General features: G+C 46.4%; 17 protein-coding genes. 8 read left to right on the top strand and 9 right to left on the bottom strand.

From position 1 onward, the window contains the following. Positions 1–6 precede the first annotated feature (6 nt). Together JT717_RS16825 and JT717_RS16820 are read left to right on the top strand one after the other, a co-directional pair. Positions 7–789 carry an ABC transporter permease gene (locus JT717_RS16825; RefSeq protein ID WP_205511670.1) on the top strand — a complete coding sequence of 261 codons (783 nt, stop codon included), beginning with the start codon at positions 7–9 and terminating at the stop codon, positions 787–789. Continuing rightward, positions 786–1,577, top strand: a complete 792-nt coding sequence (locus JT717_RS16820) for an ABC transporter ATP-binding protein (RefSeq protein WP_205511669.1) — start codon at positions 786–788, stop codon at positions 1,575–1,577. The genes JT717_RS16825 and JT717_RS16820 overlap by 4 nt, the downstream gene beginning before the upstream one ends. Before the next feature lie 92 nt (positions 1,578–1,669). Here the strand turns inward: JT717_RS16820 and JT717_RS16815 are convergent, their stop codons facing one another. Further along, complete coding sequence (locus tag JT717_RS16815; protein ID WP_205511668.1) at positions 1,670–2,185, bottom strand: outer membrane beta-barrel protein; 516 nt, start codon at positions 2,183–2,185, stop codon at positions 1,670–1,672. Positions 2,186–2,547: 362 nt separating this feature from the next. Here JT717_RS16815 and JT717_RS16810 point away from each other — a divergent pair, with 362 nt between their 5' ends. Beyond that, positions 2,548–5,616: a glycosyltransferase family 117 protein gene (locus tag JT717_RS16810; RefSeq protein WP_205511667.1), complete on the top strand. Its 3,069-nt coding sequence runs from the start codon at positions 2,548–2,550 to the stop codon at positions 5,614–5,616. A 122-nt stretch (positions 5,617–5,738) separates the two neighbouring features. Here the strand turns inward: JT717_RS16810 and JT717_RS16805 are convergent, their stop codons facing one another. Next, positions 5,739–6,191, bottom strand: coding sequence for a hypothetical protein (locus JT717_RS16805; RefSeq protein ID WP_205511666.1), 453 nt, complete (start codon positions 6,189–6,191; stop codon positions 5,739–5,741). 206 nt (positions 6,192–6,397) lie between these two features. Here JT717_RS16805 and JT717_RS16800 point away from each other — a divergent pair, with 206 nt between their 5' ends. From JT717_RS16800 to JT717_RS16780, 5 genes are all read left to right on the top strand, one after another. Further along, on the top strand, positions 6,398–6,985 hold the full coding sequence (locus tag JT717_RS16800; RefSeq protein WP_205511665.1) for a peptidylprolyl isomerase: 588 nt from the start codon (positions 6,398–6,400) through the stop codon (positions 6,983–6,985). A gap of 300 nt (positions 6,986–7,285) precedes the next feature. After that, entirely contained in the window at positions 7,286–7,492 is a 207-nt protein-coding gene (locus JT717_RS16795; RefSeq protein ID WP_205511664.1) for a hypothetical protein, read from the top strand. 277 nt (positions 7,493–7,769) lie between these two features. Further along, positions 7,770–8,246 (top strand): (2Fe-2S)-binding protein, encoded by a 477-nt coding sequence (locus JT717_RS16790; protein ID WP_205511663.1) that lies wholly within the window; start codon positions 7,770–7,772, stop codon positions 8,244–8,246. A gap of 42 nt (positions 8,247–8,288) precedes the next feature. After that, positions 8,289–10,460, top strand: a complete 2,172-nt coding sequence (locus JT717_RS16785) for a xanthine dehydrogenase family protein molybdopterin-binding subunit (RefSeq protein ID WP_205511662.1) — start codon at positions 8,289–8,291, stop codon at positions 10,458–10,460. A 266-nt stretch (positions 10,461–10,726) separates the two neighbouring features. Then, positions 10,727–12,430 carry a DUF2341 domain-containing protein gene (locus tag JT717_RS16780; RefSeq protein ID WP_205511661.1) on the top strand — a complete coding sequence of 568 codons (1,704 nt, stop codon included), beginning with the start codon at positions 10,727–10,729 and terminating at the stop codon, positions 12,428–12,430. A gap of 107 nt (positions 12,431–12,537) precedes the next feature. Here JT717_RS16780 and JT717_RS16775 read toward each other — a convergent pair whose 3' ends face one another. The 7 genes from JT717_RS16775 to JT717_RS16745 form a co-directional block, all read right to left on the bottom strand. Continuing rightward, positions 12,538–13,197, bottom strand: coding sequence for a Rossmann-fold NAD(P)-binding domain-containing protein (locus tag JT717_RS16775; protein ID WP_205511660.1), 660 nt, complete (start codon positions 13,195–13,197; stop codon positions 12,538–12,540). Between the two features lie 227 nt (positions 13,198–13,424). After that, a complete protein-coding gene (locus JT717_RS16770; protein ID WP_205511659.1) occupies positions 13,425–14,444 on the bottom strand; it encodes an LLM class flavin-dependent oxidoreductase in 1,020 nt (339 codons plus the stop codon). Between the two features lie 63 nt (positions 14,445–14,507). Beyond that, positions 14,508–15,050, bottom strand: a complete 543-nt coding sequence (locus JT717_RS16765) for an RNA 2'-phosphotransferase (protein WP_205511658.1) — start codon at positions 15,048–15,050, stop codon at positions 14,508–14,510. A 12-nt stretch (positions 15,051–15,062) separates the two neighbouring features. Beyond that, entirely contained in the window at positions 15,063–16,007 is a 945-nt protein-coding gene (locus JT717_RS16760; RefSeq protein ID WP_205511657.1) for an ADP-ribosylglycohydrolase family protein, read from the bottom strand. 58 nt (positions 16,008–16,065) lie between these two features. Next, a complete protein-coding gene (locus JT717_RS16755; protein WP_205511656.1) occupies positions 16,066–16,893 on the bottom strand; it encodes a TIGR02452 family protein in 828 nt (275 codons plus the stop codon). Positions 16,894–16,909: 16 nt separating this feature from the next. Further along, a complete protein-coding gene (locus JT717_RS16750) occupies positions 16,910–18,349 on the bottom strand; it encodes a nicotinate phosphoribosyltransferase (RefSeq protein ID WP_205511655.1) in 1,440 nt (479 codons plus the stop codon). A 43-nt stretch (positions 18,350–18,392) separates the two neighbouring features. Beyond that, positions 18,393–19,292 (bottom strand): NUDIX domain-containing protein, encoded by a 900-nt coding sequence (locus tag JT717_RS16745; protein WP_205511654.1) that lies wholly within the window; start codon positions 19,290–19,292, stop codon positions 18,393–18,395. Positions 19,293–19,522 lie beyond the last annotated feature (230 nt).

Raw genomic sequence — 19,522 nt, 5'->3', positions numbered from 1 at the left:
AAAAACATGAAAAAATTAATCCAGCCGTTTGCAACGATCAAGCGGCAGACTTTTATGCTCCTGGTGGCCGGGCAGGTGCTCACTACCTTAGTGGTATGGCATGGGCTCTCGGCTGGTTTAATACCCGGGCCCGCCAAAGTAGCTGCCGCTTTTTTTCAGTTGCTGGGCAGCAGGCTACTGCTCGACAATATCCTGGTAAGCCTGCTGCTTACTTTAAAAGCCATGTTGTTCTCCATTTTAATAACCCTTGGATTCACTTACCTGTCGGTGCTCCCGTTTTTTAAAAGCGTAGCTCTGTTCATTGTCAAATGCCGCTATTTAACCCTTACGGGACTCATATTCATTTTCACCCTGCTCACCCGCGATGGCAGCGAGCTGAAATTATCATTGCTGGTATTTGGCATTGTGCCCTTCTTTGTAACCTCTTTCCTGTCGGTGATCGTACAGATCGATCCGCAGGAATATGACTTATGTAAGACCCTGGGCTATAACAACTGGCAAACCTTGTATGAGGTGATCATCGTTGGCAAAGCCGACCAGGTGTTTGAGATCCTTCGCCAGAACTTTGCCATCTCCTGGTTAATGATCACGATGGTCGAAGGCCTCAGCATGAGTGAAGGCGGCATCGGCACCTTGCTGATAAAATACAACAAGTACAACGACCTTACCAATGTACTGGCATTACAGCTGGTGATCTTTTTGATCGGTTTGTGTTTCGACTATTTGCTTGGAACCATCCGGCATTGGTTATTTCCCTATAGCAAATTAAAAACGGTGAAAGCAACATGACAGCACATACCAAGGCAGAAATAATATTGGAAGTAAAAGATGTGCAGCTTACATATGAGCGCCCGGTACTGCGCGATATCAATTTTTGTATCCGCAACATCGTGCGGCCCGGATTTTCACAGGGACAGGTGGTCACACTCATTGGCCGGAGCGGCATTGGCAAAACACAGTTGTTTAGAATAATGTCGGGTTTACAAACGCCTACTGCCGGTCAGGTGCTCATTCATGGCAACCAACCCGTAAAAGCCGGTGATATGGGCGTCATCTTCCAGAACTATTACCTGTTCGAATGGCGAACCGTATATCAATCCCTGTTACTGGCCGCCAAAAAGAATAAGCATTTGTTTGGGGTGGAAAAACAAACCATAGAACAGTATGCAGAACAATTCCAGCTTTCCGGTCACCTGCATTTGTATCCGCAACAATTGTCGGGCGGGCAACGTCAACGGGTCAGTATCATGCAGCAGCTGTTAAAGGGCTCCAACTTTATACTGCTCGATGAACCCTTCAGCGGCCTCGATGTGTGCATGCTCGACAAAGCCGTTGAGCTGATATTACAGGTATCGTTATCAGATGAATTAAAGACGCTCATCATTGTTTCGCACGACATCGAAACGAGCGTGGCCATTTCAGATACGGTATTTATCCTGGGCACAGAACCCGGCAAAGCCGGCGCCACCATTAAAAAAGAAATTGACTTAATTGAACGCGATCTGGCATGGCAGAAAGGGATCAAACAGGAGAAACGTTTCCTGGAAACGATTGAAGAAATAAAAGGTTGTTTGTAATTATTACAATGTAGGCGTTGATAAGTTGACTAGCCAACCAGCTTGATTAATCAATTCAACAACAAATGAACTGAGAACTTTGAACTGTGAACTTATAATCCAAACCGCCAACCCGCCTTAAAGGCAAGCCATGAGGCATATCCATCAGCACCAACACGTTTGAATCCATCATAGGCGATACCTACTTCCAGGGGACCCAATTTAGCACCGGCGCCCACATCGGCTGTAAAGCGGGAATAAGAACTGTTGGTGGTTTTATCCTTAATATGACCAATACCCGCATCTGCATGCAGGAACAATAGATTACCTGGTAAAAAATACCTGCGGAAACCTACCTTTACAGGTACATAGGTAATATTACCCAGTTCTTTTGACTTCGCATCGAAAACCGTATAACCGACTGTACCTACCAGTTTGGTCTTACCCGGACCAATACCTACCCCGGCTTCCGCGCCCAATCCGAAATTATAATCATTTTTAAAACTGCTTTGCACCGGCGAGGCGTATTGCCCGTGTGCAAACACAAATAATAATTTTTGCGCGTTCGCACCATGAGCGGCCAAAAGCAGCAGGGCGATTACCACTAAAGAACGAGTACCATTGTTCATATTGGCAGGTTATTGATGTAACAGGAAAAGAAAAATTTATGCCATTGTACAGCTACTGTATGATCCTTAATTCACATATCTGCCTTGTTATGATCTGAATTAGCTGCTTAGGTTGCCCGCTTTGCCAACAATTAACGTTTCTATAGGATATTGATCACATCCCTTGAAATGGAATTGGCAAAATATATTCGAAATTTAAGAATCTGTTAGAATATCATCTTTGATGGAAGTTTAATTAAGAAAGGCGCTTTCTAATTACCAGGAACACAGTAGGGATTAAAGTTCCACCCCGTGAAAACAGGTGGGCCGGATGTGTATTGTATAACCTATATAGGAACACACTCAACTTTAAATCCAACAAAATGAACTTCAACAAAGTGAACAACTGGGCAGGATGGGCAGTATGCGCCATCGCCTGTACGGTGTACCTGCTCACCATGGAACCAACCGTTAGCTTATGGGACTGTGGCGAATTCATTTCAACCGCTTATACCTTAGGCATACCCCACCCACCCGGCGCCCCGCTCTTTCTCCTGATCGCCCGGCTCTTCATCATTCTCTTTGGCAATGATCCGCATACGGCCGCCATTGCGGTAAATAGTATGAGCGCCATTGTGAGCGGGTTCACCATCCTGTTCCTTTTCTGGACCATTACCCATTTTGCCCGTAAACTGGTGCAAAAGAACGGCGAGGCGCTTAGCCGCCAGGCAATATTCACCATTATCAGTTCAGGTGCTGTAGGAGCGCTTGCATATACCTTTTCAGATTCTTTCTGGTTCAGTGCTGTTGAAGGCGAAGTATATGCACTTTCCTCCTTCTTCACGGCGCTGGTATTCTGGGCCATATTAAAATGGGAACAACAGTGCAGGCAGCCGGGGGCCGACAAATGGCTGGTCTTTATCTTTTATATGATGGGTCTTTCCATTGGTGTTCATCTGCTGAACCTGCTTACCATACCGGCCATCATCATGGTATATTATTTCAACCGCTTTACAGTTACCCGTCGAAATACCATCCTTGCTTTCCTGACCGGGTGCATGATCACCGGCTTTATCATGAAGTTCATAATTGTTTATACCGTGAAAGGCGCGGGTGCCCTGGATATCTATTTCGTAAATGAACTCGGCACACCATTCTTTTGGGGCTTTGCATTCTTTTTCCTGCTTATAGCCGCCGGTATAAGCTGGGGCATCAGGCTGGCCAATAAAAGAAGATGGCAATATATGAAACTCGGCCTGTGGAGCACCGCCTTTATGCTGCTGGGTTATTCTACTTATCTCACCACCATGATACGCTCCAATGCCAACCCCGGTGTTGACATGTATAATATCGACAATCCCATTAACCTCGAAGGTTACCTGAGCCGGGAAAAATATGGCGACTGGCCCATCTTGTATGGTCCCGATTTTACCGATAAGGCGCCTTTCGTTAAGACGGGAGAGCAATATGTTAGAGGAAAAGAAAAATATGAAGCAGCGGGTTCCCGGTACAAACAGGATTGGGGCAATACGCCTTCCTCGCATTTCTTCCCGCGGATGTACGATGACAGTAACGAGCGTGGACAAATAGATTGTTACCGGCAGTTTGCCGGCCTGGGCCCTGACGATTCTCCTACCATGGGCGACAATATAGAATACTTTATGAAATACCAGGCCGGTTGGATGTATATGCGTTATTTCATGTGGAATTTTGCCGGCCGCCAAAACGATCTCCAGGGCTTTGGCAACCCACGTGACAGTAATTTCATCAGTGGCATTTCCTTTATCGATAACGCCATGTATGGGAGCCAGCAGAAAATGCCAGACAGTACTCATATCGGCAACAAAGCCCATAACAAACTATACATGCTGCCGCTGCTCCTGGGTGTTGCAGGCATTTTGTTCCAGTTCAAACGCCAACACCGCGATCTGCTGGTAAACAGCTTACTCTTCCTGCTTACCGGTGTGGGCATCGTGATATTCCTGAACCAGGCAGGTTACCAGCCGCGTGAACGGGATTATGCCTTCGTGGGTTCCTTCTATGCTTTTTCTATCTGGATAGGACTCGGTGTATTATGGGTAAAACAGGTTCTGGAAAAAATGGTAAAAGCACCCATGGCAGCTTATCTGGCCAGTGCTATTTGTTTCCTGGCGGTTCCGGCGCTTATGGCGCAGCAGGAATGGGATGACCATGACCGCAGTAAAAAAACCCTTGCCCTCGATCTGGCTAAAAATTACCTGGAGAGTTGTCCGCCCAATGCCATCCTCTTTACGGCAGAAGATAACGACTCCTATGCCTTATGGTATGCACAGGAAGTAGAAGGCATCAGAAAAGATGTACGGGTAGTAGTTACTACCCTTATTGGTACCGATTGGGGCATCGATCAGCTGCGTTACAAAGTGAATAACAGCGCTCCCTTCAATGTTGTGTTCACACCGGAGCAGGTGGCAGGCGATAAATTGAATGTAGTGTACTACCAGCAAATGCCCGGTTACGAAACCGGCAAATACTACGACCTGCACCATATTCTTAAAAATATAATAGGCAGTGATGATCCCAGGTACACCACTATGTCTGAAGACGGCGATGTATACCATTTATATCCCGCGCAAAAATTCAGTGTGCCGGTGGATCTGAAAACGGTGACAACCAATGGCACCGTAAACGCCGGCGACAAAGTAGTGGATGCTTTACAAATAGACCTCAGCAAAAAGAACTACCTGTTCAAGAATGACCTGGCCATTCTGGCCGTTATTGCCGGCAACCAGTGGAAGCGGCCAATATGCTTTACGAACAGCGGCACTGCGCAGGACCTGGGCCTGGAAAAATACACCCGTCTGAACGGGCTGACCTACCAACTGGTGCCGGTAGACAATACGAATACCAGCGGCGTAAATACCGATGTGGCCTATAAGAACATTATGCAAAAATTTGGCTACGGGCATGCGCATCTCAAAGGCGTTTATTTCGATGAAGAGAACCGACGCCGTTTGAATACCATTAAAGGAGCGCATGCGCAGGTAGCCCGCAGCCTGGCCCTGGCGGGCAGAAAAGAAGAAGCCCGCCGCATTTTATATCGCTTCGATGACCATGTTAATGAAACCAATGTTCCATACGGTTTTACATCGAACCGGGGCAATATGCACAATATATTTTCGCTTCAGTTTTTAGAAGCATGTTATCTTTCGGGCGATTGGCAACTGGCCGCTAAAGTAGCCGCATCCCTGAAAAAAGACCTGCAGCAACAAATGCAGTACTATCATTCCCTGGGCGACCGCAGCTTCAACCAACAACAACTTGTGAACAATGCCTGGCTGCTTCTGCAGGGTAAAGGTGCTGAGCTTTCGTACCGTCAATCTGCTTTTGCACAGGACATTGTATCGAGTTACCAGTTGCTGCAGCAAATGGCGGAATGGGAACAGGAGTTTCAGCCTAAAAAAACAGTCATGTAAGCTGCACCGGCAACAGATCGGGTATGCCACACTTAAACATATAAAAAAGAACCAGCCATCCACTGCTAGCGGATGGCTGGTGTCATTTATAACCCTTCAAAAAAGTACGAATTCAAACCCAATTAATATCTGCTGAAGCGGTAACGGCCGATATAGTTATTCGCGTAATTAGTGGCTACGAAGGAGTTGCCATAGATCTTCACATTATCGAAGTACATATCGATGGCATCATCGCCATAATAGCTCGACACATGGATCGACAGGTCCTGGTGTGAATTGGTAAAATAAACGCCGAACTCATCATAATACCCATCGGTTATGGTGCGGATGGTCCAGGTACCTTCCAGCGTTACCCCATTCTCCGTATAGCGGGCCCGGCCATTATTGTAAAAGTGGAAAACGCCATTTTCAATACCGGTATTAACGGCATACCATCCGTAGGCATCTTTGTGAGCAGCATCGGTAAGTACCCAGGAACCGGTAATAGCAGGTTGTACATCTACCACAACTTTTGTACAGGCAGAGAAAGAAGCTATGGCAATAAACAAAAAGGTTAAGCGTAAAATCGGTTTCATGACCAGGTGTTTTAAAAGTGAATAAAGAGTGGTCATATATAAGAAGTGTTATTGTTCTCGCGGTTTATTCAGGGTTTGAAATCACAGGCCATTTGTGAAAGCCTTAACAGCGGCTTGATGATTCTTTAACATGGCGAATAGAAACTGCCTTATTAGTATACAACATATTCTGCAAACCATTTAATTTGCATTGTTAAAACCAACGCATGCGCAAGCTATACCTTCTTATTTTAACCATCTCTTTAATGATGGCGGCCTGTGGACCCAGGTATAAAAACCCGCATATTGAAATACAAACCAAGCTGGGTGATATTGAAGTGGAATTATATCCTGATCAGGCGCCGAAGACGGTAGCGGCATTTCTTTCTTATGTAAAAGCCGGTTATTATAAGAACAGTTCGTTTTACCGTGTATTGAATAGCGATAATCAGCCTTCCAATGCAGAAAAGGCGGAACTGATCCAGGGAGGTTTGTACCGCTCCAATCCCAAAGTGCACGATACGCTTAGCGGCATTCCCCATGAGACCACACAACAAACCGGTTTACAGCATAAGAATGGCGTTATTTCATTAGCCCGCCTGGCGCCGGGAACGGCCACCAGCGAATTCTTTATTTGCCTGGGCGATCAACCCGGTTTCGATTTTGGCGGCGAGAACAATCCCGATAAACAGGGCTATGCAGCTTTCGGTAAAGTGGTAAAGGGGATGGACATTGTAAACAGGATCTATAACCAGCCGGAAGATAACCAGTCATTCGACCCGCCGGTGCCTATTTTTGATATTGTTCAATTGTAATCTGCAACTATTTAACAACTGTAATCGGAAAGCAACAAAGCAGTTCACCATTATTAAAATAAATATCTGATAAACATCGGTAAAAGCTTGCACTATTAAGATTTGGATGCCAAATTTGTAAAGCACACAGGCTTATTGCCCCTGGCCTGTATTTAACTGCCCGTTCTGTTTCCAATTTCCTTACGCACATGTAACCGTTCCATTTCCCGGAACCAACCAGCAAATTGTATTGGTATGTTATCAGCCTGTGCTGATAAACAAATGCGTATTTATTCATTCATCATAAACCAACCGTACCATATGAAAATTGTTTACCTGCTGTTAGAACTGGCCTGCATTGTCGTTAGTTGTATTGTAAGTGCTATCCTGTACCTGAAAGGCGAAGTCAACCTGTCGAGTTTAATGATCCTTACTTCTCTTATTTCACTTACCCTATGGGTGAAATCGAATGGCTTCCTGGAAGACAAAAAGATAAGGAACGATGCGAGCCCGCAAGAAGCTCACTAAAAGGTGCGCAGATTCAGCTTTACCATCTAATCAATATTCATTACCGGTTATGCTTTAGCCCTGTACGTGTTGCAGCTACAGGCGCTAAAGCCGGTAATTGCCTGCGCGTTCCGGCAAGCGCCTGTATTGGGCACATTAAAATTCTCCTCCTGTTTTTTAATGCCTGTAATAATCAGCTCCCTGGTGCGACTCACCTCTTTTGGACATAATTTCCTAACTTATGGGAATTATTGCCATTGGCATACAGCGGCAAAACCGCCTGAAAATTCTTGTCATCATGAACAGCACCATCCAATTGCAGGTAAACGGGAAAAAGCATACCCTTGCTGTTGACCCGGCTACTCCCCTGTTATATGTTTTAAGAGATCAACTGGCCCTGAACGGTCCAAAATACGGTTGTGGATTACAGCAATGCGGCGCCTGCATGGTACTGCTTAACGGCAAAGCGGAACCGAGCTGCCTCGTACCCGTAGCCGCCGTAAAAGACAAGGACATTATTACGCTTGAAGGACTGGTGCGGCCAGATAATACTTTGCACCCGGTGCAGGAAGCCTTTGTTGAGGAACAGGCCGCGCAATGCGGGTATTGTATGAACGGAATGGTGATCTCAGCCGTTGCCCTGCTCAACGAAAAGTCCCAACCCAGCGATGCAGAGATCAGGGCCGGCTTGCAACGCGCCCTTTGCCGCTGCGGCACCCAGAGCCGCATTATTAAAGCTGTAAAAAAGGCTGCCGCCAAACAACAGGGAAAATAGTTCCATATAAACTTTCGTTGCACTAAAACCTACGATGGGGTTATGAACAGAAGAAACTTTTTAAAGAATACCGGGTGCCTGGCCATCGGTTTCACTATCAGCGGATCGTTCATCGATGTGCCGGCGCCGATGTTCCAGGATTTGCCGCAAAGTTTGAAAAGACATCCAAATATCAATGCCTGGCTGGAGGTATTAGCGAACGGCCAGATCCGCATTTTCACCGGCAAGCTGGAATTAGGCCAGGGTATTGGTACCGCCATTGCACAGGTAGCCGCCGAAGAGCTTGACTTTCCAATAAAAAATGTAGAGGTGGTGCTGGCTGATACCGCCCGCACACCCGATGAAGGATATACCGTTGGCAGCGGTTCTATTGAACAGAGCGCCATGGCGGTGCGTTATGCTGCAGCCGCCGCCCGCCAGAAATTACTTGTACTGGCTTCCCAACAGTTCAACATTCCTGTTGATCAATTGACAATTACTGACGGCAAGATCTGCACGCTTTCGGGCGACCGGGTTTTTACCTTTCATCAGCTGTTGAACGGTAAACAGCTCACTGATAATGTGCAGGCGCCTGTTGCCCTGAAACCAAAAGACAAATACAAACTGGTTGGCAAAGCCATTCCGCGTAATGAGCTCAACCATATGGTACGCGGCGAAGCGTATTATGTGCAGGACCTGCGTTTCCCCGGAATGGTGTACGCGAGCATTGTACGGCCGCCAGCATATGAAGCAAAACTGCTTAAGTTCGATGAAAAAGCATTGCAGAAAACGAATCCCGGGGTGTTGAAAACAGTGGTGAATGGAAGTTTTGTTGGCATCATTGCCAAAGAAGAATACCAGGCCATAAAAGCACAGCGATGGTTGCAACAAAACAGTAAATGGTCGGCCGGCGCCAAATTACCTGCAGCCAGGGACCTGATCACTTATTTGAAATCTTTGCCTGAGCAACCAGATGAACCAAGTATAAAAGGAACGCTGCCAGGGAAGGATGCCGCCTGGATCAAAGCCCAATATTTTAAGCCCTACCACATGCATGCCTCTATCGGCCCTTCCTGCGCCGTGGCCATCTACGACAATGGGCAACTGCATGTATGGTCACATTCCCAGGGCATTTATCCTTTGCGCAACTCCTTATCGAAACTCTTGCAATTGCCCACAGAAAAGATCCATGTTACCGGTGTGCCCGGCAGCGGCTGTTATGGGCACAATGGAGCCGACGATGTAGCAGCCGATGTGGCATTGCTGGCCATGGCTTACCCGGGGAAACACATTAAACTGCAATGGACCCGGGCCGATGAACATGCGTGGGAGCCTTACGGCAGCGCCATGATCATGGAGGCTGCTGCCGTGCTGGATAGCGCAGGGAATATAACCAGCTGGAAATACGACCTGTGGTCAGATACCCACAGCATCAGGCCCGGTGGTGAAGCCAACAACCTCATCGCTGCACAAAGTATAGCCACGCCACTCAAAGCAAAACCAGGACATGGCGGTGGCGCTGCGCGCAATTCAGAACCATACTATACAATTCCCAATCAGCTGATCACTGCACATATCGTTCAGGGTCCATTGCGGGCATCTGCCTTACGCAGCCTGGGCGCTTATGCGAATATCTTTGCCATTGAATCATTCATGGATGAACTGGCGGAAAAAGCCGGAAAAGATCCTTTTGCTTTCCGCCTGGCGCATTTGGCTGATGAACGGGCCAAAGCCGTGATTCGAAAAGTGCAGGAACTAACGGCTAACATCAGCTTACCGGCCAATACAGGTTTGGGAATCGCTTTTTCCCGGTATAAAAATACCGCATCCTATTGCGCCGTAGCGGCGAAAGTCTTTGCAGAACCAGCAAAAGGAATAATACAGGTGCAAAAAATGTGGGCGGCTATCGATTCAGGTGAGGTGATCAATACCGATGGCGTGATCAATCAAACAGAAGGTGGTTTGATACAATCGGCCAGCTGGACCCTGCTGGAACAGGTTAAATATGATGCACAACATATCACCAGCCGCGATTGGGTATCTTACCCCATCATGCGTTTTAACGAGGTTCCCGAAGTGGAGGTGGTCGTATTGGATCAGCCCAACGAAAAGGCCATGGGCGCCGGAGAAGCAGCCCAGGGGCCGGCTTCAGCCGCTATTGCCAATGCGGTGTATAAAGCCTGTGGCAAACGGATCAGGCATTTACCGATGTTGGAAAACCTGATGAAAAGCTGATTGCATTACAGCTTATGCAATAAGACATTAAACATATACAAGTTTATAATGCATTCCTGCATCCTGTTCCTGCTTAATACTTTATATACATTTTCCATTACGCCTAGGTACTTGTTGACATATATCAAATAATAAAGGTTTCCCTTTATATTCCGGGCCTTCCGGGCAATTTTTTTATAATTCCATCGGTTATAAACCCTGACTTCGCTTTTCCTGCTACATGAGATTCCGTAACAAAGCAGAAGTTTATTAATTGGTTAAGGCCCATGAAACAGTTCAAAGTAAAGAGTAGCACTTTGAAGAAGGGATTCTTCTGTCTGCTCGTCCCAACCATGCTTTTCACCCAAAAGCTAACTGCACAATTATCAGGTTACACGTATGGAAAAACCATCACCATACAAGGTTCGCGCATAGCCGGTCCAGTAACCAATTTTCCTGTATTGATCAGTTTTACTGATCCTTCTTTAAGAACAACCGGCAATGACGGCCGTGTTCAAAATGCCAATGGCTATGATATCGTTTTCACGCTGCCCGACTGCAGCACTATTCTACCCATGCAAATAGAACGGTATGTAGCCAGCAGCGGAGAATATGTTGCCTGGGTTCAACTACCCTCACTGACAAATGGCAGCAATACGATGATCTATATGTTCTATGGCAAAACGGGCGTTGTTGCCAATCCTTCCACTGCTTCGGTATGGGACGCCAACTATATGGGCGTTTACCATTTTAACAGCAGCGTAACCGATGGTACGGCAAATGGCAGGAACCTGACTGATAACAGTACCGCCAATGTAACGGCCAAGATCGGAGAAGGCCGCCGGTTGAATAATAATTCTTCTCCTTATCCTACAGGAGCTGCCACCCGCCATCTGCAATTACCGAGCAATATATTCAACACCGTAACGAATTTCACGTTCGAAGGATGGGTGTACCTGGAAACAGTGAACACCAGTTGGGAACGTATTTTTGATTTTGGCAGAAATACCACCTTCAATATGTTCCTTACTCCCAGTATGGCTGGTAATGGCGTGAAACGGTTTGCCATCACTATCAATGGCAATGGAACCGAGCAACAGGTATCTTCAGCTACTACAACCGGCACCGGCGCCTGGCACCATTTTGCAGTAACCATTGATGCCAGTACCAATACAGGAACACTTTATTATGACGGCGCTGTAAATGCCACCAATACGGGATTAACCCTGCGCCCAAGCAACTTGGGAACAAATACCGCCAATTATTTCGGAAGATCACAATATGCAGCAGATGAAGGTTTCTATGGAAATTTTGATGAGTTCAGGATCTCCAGCACAGCAAGAAATGCGAGCTGGATCACGACTTCCTATAACAATCAAAACAGTCCGGCTACTTTTTATACAGTCTCTGCCGAAGTAGTGGCAGGAGCACTATGCGCGGCCCTTCCGGTAACCATAAGCGCTTTTGACGCCAAACCCGAAGCTGATGCCGTTACGATCAGCTGGACGGCAGAACAGGAATCGGCAGGTGATACATATATCCTGGAACGATCAGGCAATGGCAGCAGTTGGGAAGCGATCAATACGATCACTGCAACAGGTAGTTCAGCTGCTCAAAAACACATTGCCAAAGATCCGGCGCCTCTCTACCCGGTTACCTATTACCGTTTACAACAGCGGCACGCCGGCGGTTCAATCAGCTATTCACAAGTTGTCACAGCTAAACTGGATGATGTTTACAATAATAACAAACTGGTCGTTCATCCAAACCCGGCCCGTGATCATGTACAGATCAGTTTGCAGGAAAATGTATCGGCGCAACACCTGCAGGTTGAATTGCTGAGCAATACCGGCATCAGTATACCCCTTCAACCCGTGCTTATCGGGAATATGATCAACCTGAAATTGCCGAAACTGGGCAATGGGGTTTATTTCCTGAATGTTTATATCAAAGGCCGGAAATATAGCAGTAAGATATTGATCGCCCAATAACAATTTTATGCGGCACATTAATCCGTTAGAGACCCCTGCACCTTCAATACTCTTTGAAAGCTAACCAATGACAAGCGCTGCTTTTGGATCCCGCCCGGCGGGATCTTTTATTGCGCCAGCTTCACAATATCCTTTACTTCCAACACCTGCTTTTCGTATCCCCGGGTGGCCGCATGAATCATCGCCAATCCCAACTCGCGTAAAGTGGAAACATATTTGGGAAACAGGGGCCTTACTACCGGATATAACCAGCTGATGAATTTGTATGCTTTTAATGTATTCTTCAATCCTTTGGTAGGCTTCATAAAACCCGGCCTGAACATATAAGCGGCTTTGAAGGGCAATCGCAGCAGGTCATTTTCTGTTTGTCCTTTTACGCGGGCCCACATCATTTTCCCATGTTCGGTACTGTCAGTACCTGCGCCGGACACATAACAAAAGGTCATACCGGGATTCTGGTCGGCCAGTATGGTCGCCATATGCATGGTAAGATCATACGTAAGATGATGATACTCTTTTTCCTTCATGCCTACGGAGGAGACGCCTAAACAAAAGAAGCAGGCATTATAGCCCCTCAGCTGATCTTTAACAGGCGAGAGATCGAAAAAATTATTATGCAGTATTTCTTTTAGTTTGGGATGGTGCACCCCTGCCGTTCTTCTGCCAACAACCAGCACTTCCTCTACATCGGGATGCAGGAGACATTCATGCAAAACCCCTTCACCTACCATACCGGATGCACCCGTTACAATAGCTTTAATTTTCATATATTCCTATACGACTAGTTTAATAAAAAAGATTTGCGACTCAGCGTTGTTTTCTCAGTCTACTGGTTGGTTTGGGTTTCACGGGGATAAGGTAATAAGACGTCAGTCAGGTGGTACACTGGCGATCTTCTGTTTGTTTCACAAGGAAATAAAATTTACCAGTAAAAAGAAGAGGCTGTCTGGAATGACAGCCTGAAATGCATTATAATGCAGTACCGGTAAGGAAACTATTTTTCCACATTAGCGGTTAAGCTAAAAATTTCCGCCAGCAATTCATAACTGCGAAACCGGTCTTCTTTGGTTTCTGCAAAAGTAGCCAGGATCACTTCGGGAACATCCAGCTCAGCGGCCAATGCTGTTATCTTCTCCTGAACAATATCTGGTGTGCCTACAATGGTACGTTGCCTGTTGAACAGAACACGCTGCCATTCATTTTCGGTATATTTATATGCACTTGCCGCTTCATATGTAGGGATCTCATCGTACCGGCCTTTTTCAAAGCTCAACAAGCGGTAATCCATAACGGCCTGCACCTGTTCTGCCTTGTGTGCATCTTCTGAGCAAAATGCAAAAACGCCAACACTTGCTTTAGGGGATGTTAATTGGGCCGAAGGTTTAAAGCGTTGCCGGTAGATAGCGATGGCGTCTTTTCCGCCAACCGGGTTTATGAACTGCGCATAACTTAAAGCCATTCCGCTATGTGCGGCCAGGTAAGCGCTTTCGCCGCTGCTGGTGAGCATCCACATTTCCGGAACGGTATCGATCTGTGGAATAGCCCGCACTTTACCCTGGATATTATTGTAGTTAGGATGATCGGTTAAAAAATCCTGCAGATCGCTGATCTGCTGAATGTATTCCTGCGGATCGAATGTATTGGAAGGATTCAGTAACTGGGCGGTGATGCGGTCGCCACCCGGCGCGCGGCCCACACCCAGGTCGATCCGTTGCGGATACAATGCTTCCAGCAATTTAAAATTTTCCGCCACTTTCAACGTGCTGTGATTGGGAAGCATGATGCCCCCTGAGCCCAGCCGGATCCTTTTGCTCTCAGCCGCCAGGCGGGCAATTAATACTTCCGGCGCAGCGCCTGCTAATGTTATGGTATTATGGTGTTCACTGAGCCAGTACCGGGTATATCCCAGTTTATCGGCCAGGCGTACCAATTCAATAGATTCCTGTAAGGCCTCCGCAGCATTGCTGCCCCGGCGAATGGGGGTTTGGTCCAGGACACTTAATTGTAGCGACATGCATATAGTAACAGGGAAGCGAAAAAAAGGTTTACTGGTTTAGTAAGCGGCATTTAACATTTCTTACTCGAACAATATAAATGCGGGCGGCACAAAATCAGTCAGCCATACGCCGTTGGCCGACAAATAAAATTTATGTCCCTGCTCATGCAGGGCCAATGCCTTTATTACCAGAATTACCGGCCTGCCACGGCGTTGTCCCACCTGGCGGGCGGTTTCGATATCAGCCGTCAAATGCACATGGTGCCTTTTCATCTTTTGCAGGCCATGCTGGCGGATGGCGTTTATGTATTTATCGGCGGCGCCATGATATAAAAATTCCGGAGGTGTTTGTTCTGGCAGATTCAGATCAACCTCAACAGTGTGACCCTGGCTGGCCCTGATGCGGGTTTTATCTTCATTAAAAGAAAACCTCTTTTTGTCGTTCGTATCTACTACCAGTTGCAGCATGGCAAAATCGAGTCGTACGCCTCTTTGATTGAATTTTTCGATCAGTTCCGGCACGCTGGCCCAGCCTTCCTCATTAAGCGTGAGTCCCATATGTTGCGGCTCATGACGCAGCACCAGGCTCAAAAATTTACCAATATTTTTTATTTGTTTTTCCATAAAAAATAATCCTCATGTTAAACCCATGGCCTTAGAGAGCCGGTCGCAAAGGTCATGGATCTCATTACTTCTTTTAATTTCTTTTCTCCATTTTTCGGGAATGGATTCAAATCCATAGTACAAACCGGCCAAACCTCCGGTTACGGCAGCGGTGGTATCAGTGTCATCACCCATATTCACGGCCATTAAAACGGCGTCGCTGTAATTGTCTGTTTGCATAAAACAATACATAGCTGCCTGGATGGTAAGAACCGCCTGATGGGTCGTTAGAATGGACGCGCTGCTTCGCTTTGTTATATCCTCGAAAAGCAGTGGTGTTAATACATTCCTGGCCTGCTCACCAAGGCTGCTGCCTGCCAAAAAATCAGCAACTGTTTTTGCGGTATTGTCGTATGCCATTTGCTTCTGGCTGCCCTGTAAGAGTTCGAGCGCAAACTCGAGGTAATAAAAACAAGGCAATATCGTTTGCATGCTTCCATGTGTTATGCAGGCCACTTCCCTGGTTATTTCATAGCGCTTTTCTATTTCAAAGTCCATCACATAAAATAACAAAGGAAGAATACGCATCAATGAACCATTGCCACTGCAACCTTCATCGTAGTTGCCTGAGTCAGCGGGTGAAACGCCATCCCTTAACTTTGTTATTGCGATCTCTGTTGTTTTACCAACACCAAACACAACACCACCGGCCGTCCAGTATGCTTCAAAGAAATATTTTACAAACCGTTCTCCGACATCATGCAGGTCGTATCCGTTGCACAATGACTCGGCCAGACAAAAAGTGAGGGAGCTGTCATCAGAAAAAGTGCCGGCTGGTTGATTATGTTGTTTATAGCCTACAAGATCCCTAACGGGGTCTTGCGCCAACACATCCCGCTTTATCATTTCTACCGGTACGCCCAATGCATCACCGATGGCTACGCCAAACAATGCGCCGTGAACGGGGGTTACTTTCATACTGTTGATTTAAAAATTCGTTGATACTGCAATTAGTTATTTAAACCCTTTGGTTACTTTAATTCCTGAACCTCTTCGCAAACGGTTCAATGATCTCTTCCTTATTCGTCTTAACCGCAAACAAAACCCGGTCAAACTGGTTAGCAAATGGCCCGGTCAACGCTTCGTGGAATAATCCGGCTATCATATCGGGATCATTACGGAATACGCCGCATCCCCAGGCGCCCAGTATCAGGGTAGTATGGCGGTAGTGCATACAGAGTGCTAACAATTTTTCGATTCGCGCCTTCATTGCAGGGATTATTTTATCGGTGCTGCCACCATCATCTCTTTTGATAACACCTGCATTTACGGCCGGAGCAGTAACGATACTGATACATACCGGTTCATCCAGTTCAAGTCCGCCTTCATCTTTAATGATAGGCACGCCGGGTGAATAGATCATATGGTCAGAGTACAAACCGCTCCTATGCATGCGGTGGTATTCGTAATATGCTGCCGCCTGCAGAAGGGTGGGATACAAACCGCTTGCCCGTGCAATACATTCCTCCTGCGCCAGGGCGCCACCCAAAAAACCACCGCCGGGATTCTTCGCCGAAGCAAAATTCAAGCACATGATATGCTGTACGCCTTCTGCTGCCAAACGGCGCGCCGCATCGAGCGTGGTTTCATTGGTCACTTCATATTTCGTTTCAAAGCTGTTATCTTTCTTCAGCCTGTCCAGTAATTCATCCAATTCCTGCGGCCTGAACAAGCGGGTATTCTCTTCTGCTTTCTTTTGAATAAGAGCCAGATCTACTTTTTCGCCTCGTCTATTAGTATAAAATCCTTTTTCTAAGATCTGTAATGTATCTTCTGCTATTGCTTTTCTTTTAGCTTGATTCATAATTCATATTTTTTATCTACATTAACTGCACCTCTTTCGCAACCACCGCTCTTTCCCTGATCTCTTCGAAACTGTTGGTATTGATAATTTCTCCATTCTCGAATACGGTGATCATCTGGTCTTCATAACCGGGTGATGTTTCTTTTCTCACCGTTTGATAGCCGGCATCGGTGCGGATCAATTTTAACTGTCCGGCTTTTGATCTTTTGAATGATTGCACCAGTTTACCATGTGCATCTACTTCAACCGGGTGCTTTTGCACATCTACCGGCTTGCCACTTACTTCGGCATAAGAACATTTAAAAGCAAACTTCTGCGTATCCCTGTCCACCTTTTGCAATAAAGCGCCCCCCATACCCAACAGCAGGTTCTCTGCACTGATGCCATTTACTTTCAATGCCCCGTAAATACTGCGGATGGCCTGCACATTAACGCCATCGCCCTGTAATACACGCACCTGGGGTGGCAATACTTTGTATCCTTTTTCATTGATCGTATAACCGAACTTGTTCAACAAGATGTCGAATACCCGCAATAAGGTAAATACAGGATCACCACTGTCTGGCCGGATCACCAGCACGCCATCCCTGCCTAATACCAGGTCTTTTAATTCAGTGCCCCAGTATTCACTGCAGGCCCTGAAAATGTCGAATGAGTCAGACACACAGGCTACGATACCCGTTGGAAAGGTTCTCAGGATATGTTTGAAGATCTCCAGTTCGCCTTCTTCGCCCAACAGGGTACAAACCGAGTGCTCGGTTGCGGGCACCGATAAGCCGTAGACTTTCTGCGCCTCGTAATAGCGTTGTGCTACAACACTGCCCATCAGGGTGTCGCTGCCCATGAAATTGATCAGGTGGGCCGCACCGCCCAGGCCGGCACTTTCTACAGAACTGGCGCCCCGGAATCCAAAATCGTTCAATACGAAATCAATAGCCGCTTTTGACGCTTCTGACGCAGTTTCTTCGAAATACTCTTCCACGATCTTTCTCACTTCCCGGGAAACAGTAGCTACGGTACAGGGATACCAGACCTGCATCAACAGGGTTTCGAGGAAGTTTGATAACCAGAAACATTCCGGATCGGTATTTTCAATCGTCATTAAGACATTATTTACCGGTACTACGGTTCCCTCGGGCACCGCTTTGATGCGAACGGGTAAACGCCCATTGTATTTTTTCAGAATGTAATCGAACTTGCTGCGGTCAAACACATCGGTTCTGCCAAATACCTGCGTTAAAAATGTTTCGGCCGCATCGATCTTTTCTTTGGTGATCACATTGCCTTCGAGATAATATTTTAAAAAGTATTGCAGCCCGAAAAAAATGGTTTCATTGAATTGTCCACCGCGGCTTTCGAGATAAGAATAGATCTTTGTCGTTCCGGGATAGTATAATTTATGGTGAGAATATTTATAGGCGTCGGCCAGTAAGACAATGTTCTCCTGCGTTTTCATATGATGTAAGTTTAAATGTTATTAAGGGTTATTAAGGGACGCTTTATAATATGTTCAGGTTTTTCAATAACAGGTTTACCAGTACATGGTGTTCTTTGGCAATGGTTCCCTGTTGCATCATTGATGAAAGTTCCCGTACCGGGAACCAGGCCAGTTCTTTCAGATCGTCGTTGGCCTGCGCCTGGCCAAATACCCATTGGGTCTTAAAGAACATAGTAATGATCTTATCTTCCTCAGAACGATATCGCCAGTCATCTATTTTGGCAGAACCCACATATTGCATAGCACTCACTTCGATATCGCCACATTCTTCCTGCAGCTCACGGCGGGCAGCCGCTTCATAATCCGCATCTGTCGGATCTGCAAAACCTCCCGGAAAACGCCATTGGGGCGAATTACTCTTTTTGCCTAACAAGAGCTGCGTATCGTTGTCCTTCAAAACGGCGATATCAACAGTAGGATAGACCTTTGAATACGTGTTCTGGTAAGCATAGTTAACGCCCATTCTGAAATCTGTCGTATCCAATACCTTGTCGCTATTTTCGTTCCGGATAGCGGTAGCGGAATATTCGCCAAATTCCGGCAAGGCCACTACCTGTAAATGCCCGCTGTAATAAGGAATAAAACAGTCGCGGCTGCCGTAGAGTATAAACGATTCCTGCGGAAAGGTATTTTGCAGAAGCGTATCTAACTGTTTGCTCCAGGTTTCATCGGAAGGATGATCGCTCAGGGGCAATACCATCAATTCAGGGGCATATTGTTTTAATAAACGCTCACGGGTATAAAAATCGAATGGATTGCGGCGGCTGCCTTTTACCGGCGATACGCCCAGCACCACCACTACTTTATTGTGTTTGGAACGAATTTCATCCAACAAATATTTATGTCCGTCGTGCAGGTAAGGGGTTTGAAACCTTGCTATAATAACACCAGTTGCTTTCATTTTGCGTTATTTATACGCAAATTTATAACGCGCCATTGGATTATCCAAATTTTGCGTAAAACAAACGCAAAATAAATGTTACCGGTCGTCCTTAATTAGTTGATCCTAAGGAATGCGGAAAGCGTATTCGCAGGAAAGGCGCAATTGAGCCGGGAATTCGCCCTGGGAGAAGATGTGCCAAAAAAATAAACGCACAATTAATAATTTTAAACAATGCGCTAAAAACTATT

Source organism: Longitalea arenae, from assembly GCF_016924755.1.
Classification (GTDB): Bacteria; Bacteroidota; Bacteroidia; order Chitinophagales; family Chitinophagaceae; genus Niastella; species Niastella arenae.
This window is presented reverse-complemented; position numbering and strand designations above follow the sequence as displayed.

Coding starts and splice junctions, on each gene's coding strand:
- JT717_RS16770 (WP_205511659.1), bottom strand. CDS start 14,444: ATGTCGCTACAATTAAGTGTCCTGGACCAAACCCCCATTCGCCGGGGC.
- JT717_RS16765 (WP_205511658.1), bottom strand. CDS start 15,050: ATGGAAAAACAAATAAAAAATATTGGTAAATTTTTGAGCCTGGTGCTG.
- JT717_RS16755 (WP_205511656.1), bottom strand. CDS start 16,893: ATGAATCAAGCTAAAAGAAAAGCAATAGCAGAAGATACATTACAGATC.
- JT717_RS16800 (WP_205511665.1), top strand. CDS start 6,398: ATGCGCAAGCTATACCTTCTTATTTTAACCATCTCTTTAATGATGGCG.
- JT717_RS16775 (WP_205511660.1), bottom strand. CDS start 13,197: ATGAAAATTAAAGCTATTGTAACGGGTGCATCCGGTATGGTAGGTGAA.
- JT717_RS16745 (WP_205511654.1), bottom strand. CDS start 19,292: ATGAAAGCAACTGGTGTTATTATAGCAAGGTTTCAAACCCCTTACCTG.
- JT717_RS16820 (WP_205511669.1), top strand. CDS start 786: ATGACAGCACATACCAAGGCAGAAATAATATTGGAAGTAAAAGATGTG.
- JT717_RS16760 (WP_205511657.1), bottom strand. CDS start 16,007: ATGAAAGTAACCCCCGTTCACGGCGCATTGTTTGGCGTAGCCATCGGT.
- JT717_RS16815 (WP_205511668.1), bottom strand. CDS start 2,185: ATGAACAATGGTACTCGTTCTTTAGTGGTAATCGCCCTGCTGCTTTTG.
- JT717_RS16810 (WP_205511667.1), top strand. CDS start 2,548: ATGAACTTCAACAAAGTGAACAACTGGGCAGGATGGGCAGTATGCGCC.
- JT717_RS16780 (WP_205511661.1), top strand. CDS start 10,727: ATGAAACAGTTCAAAGTAAAGAGTAGCACTTTGAAGAAGGGATTCTTC.
- JT717_RS16785 (WP_205511662.1), top strand. CDS start 8,289: ATGAACAGAAGAAACTTTTTAAAGAATACCGGGTGCCTGGCCATCGGT.
- JT717_RS16750 (WP_205511655.1), bottom strand. CDS start 18,349: ATGAAAACGCAGGAGAACATTGTCTTACTGGCCGACGCCTATAAATAT.
- JT717_RS16790 (WP_205511663.1), top strand. CDS start 7,770: ATGAACAGCACCATCCAATTGCAGGTAAACGGGAAAAAGCATACCCTT.
- JT717_RS16805 (WP_205511666.1), bottom strand. CDS start 6,191: ATGAAACCGATTTTACGCTTAACCTTTTTGTTTATTGCCATAGCTTCT.
- JT717_RS16825 (WP_205511670.1), top strand. CDS start 7: ATGAAAAAATTAATCCAGCCGTTTGCAACGATCAAGCGGCAGACTTTT.
- JT717_RS16795 (WP_205511664.1), top strand. CDS start 7,286: ATGAAAATTGTTTACCTGCTGTTAGAACTGGCCTGCATTGTCGTTAGT.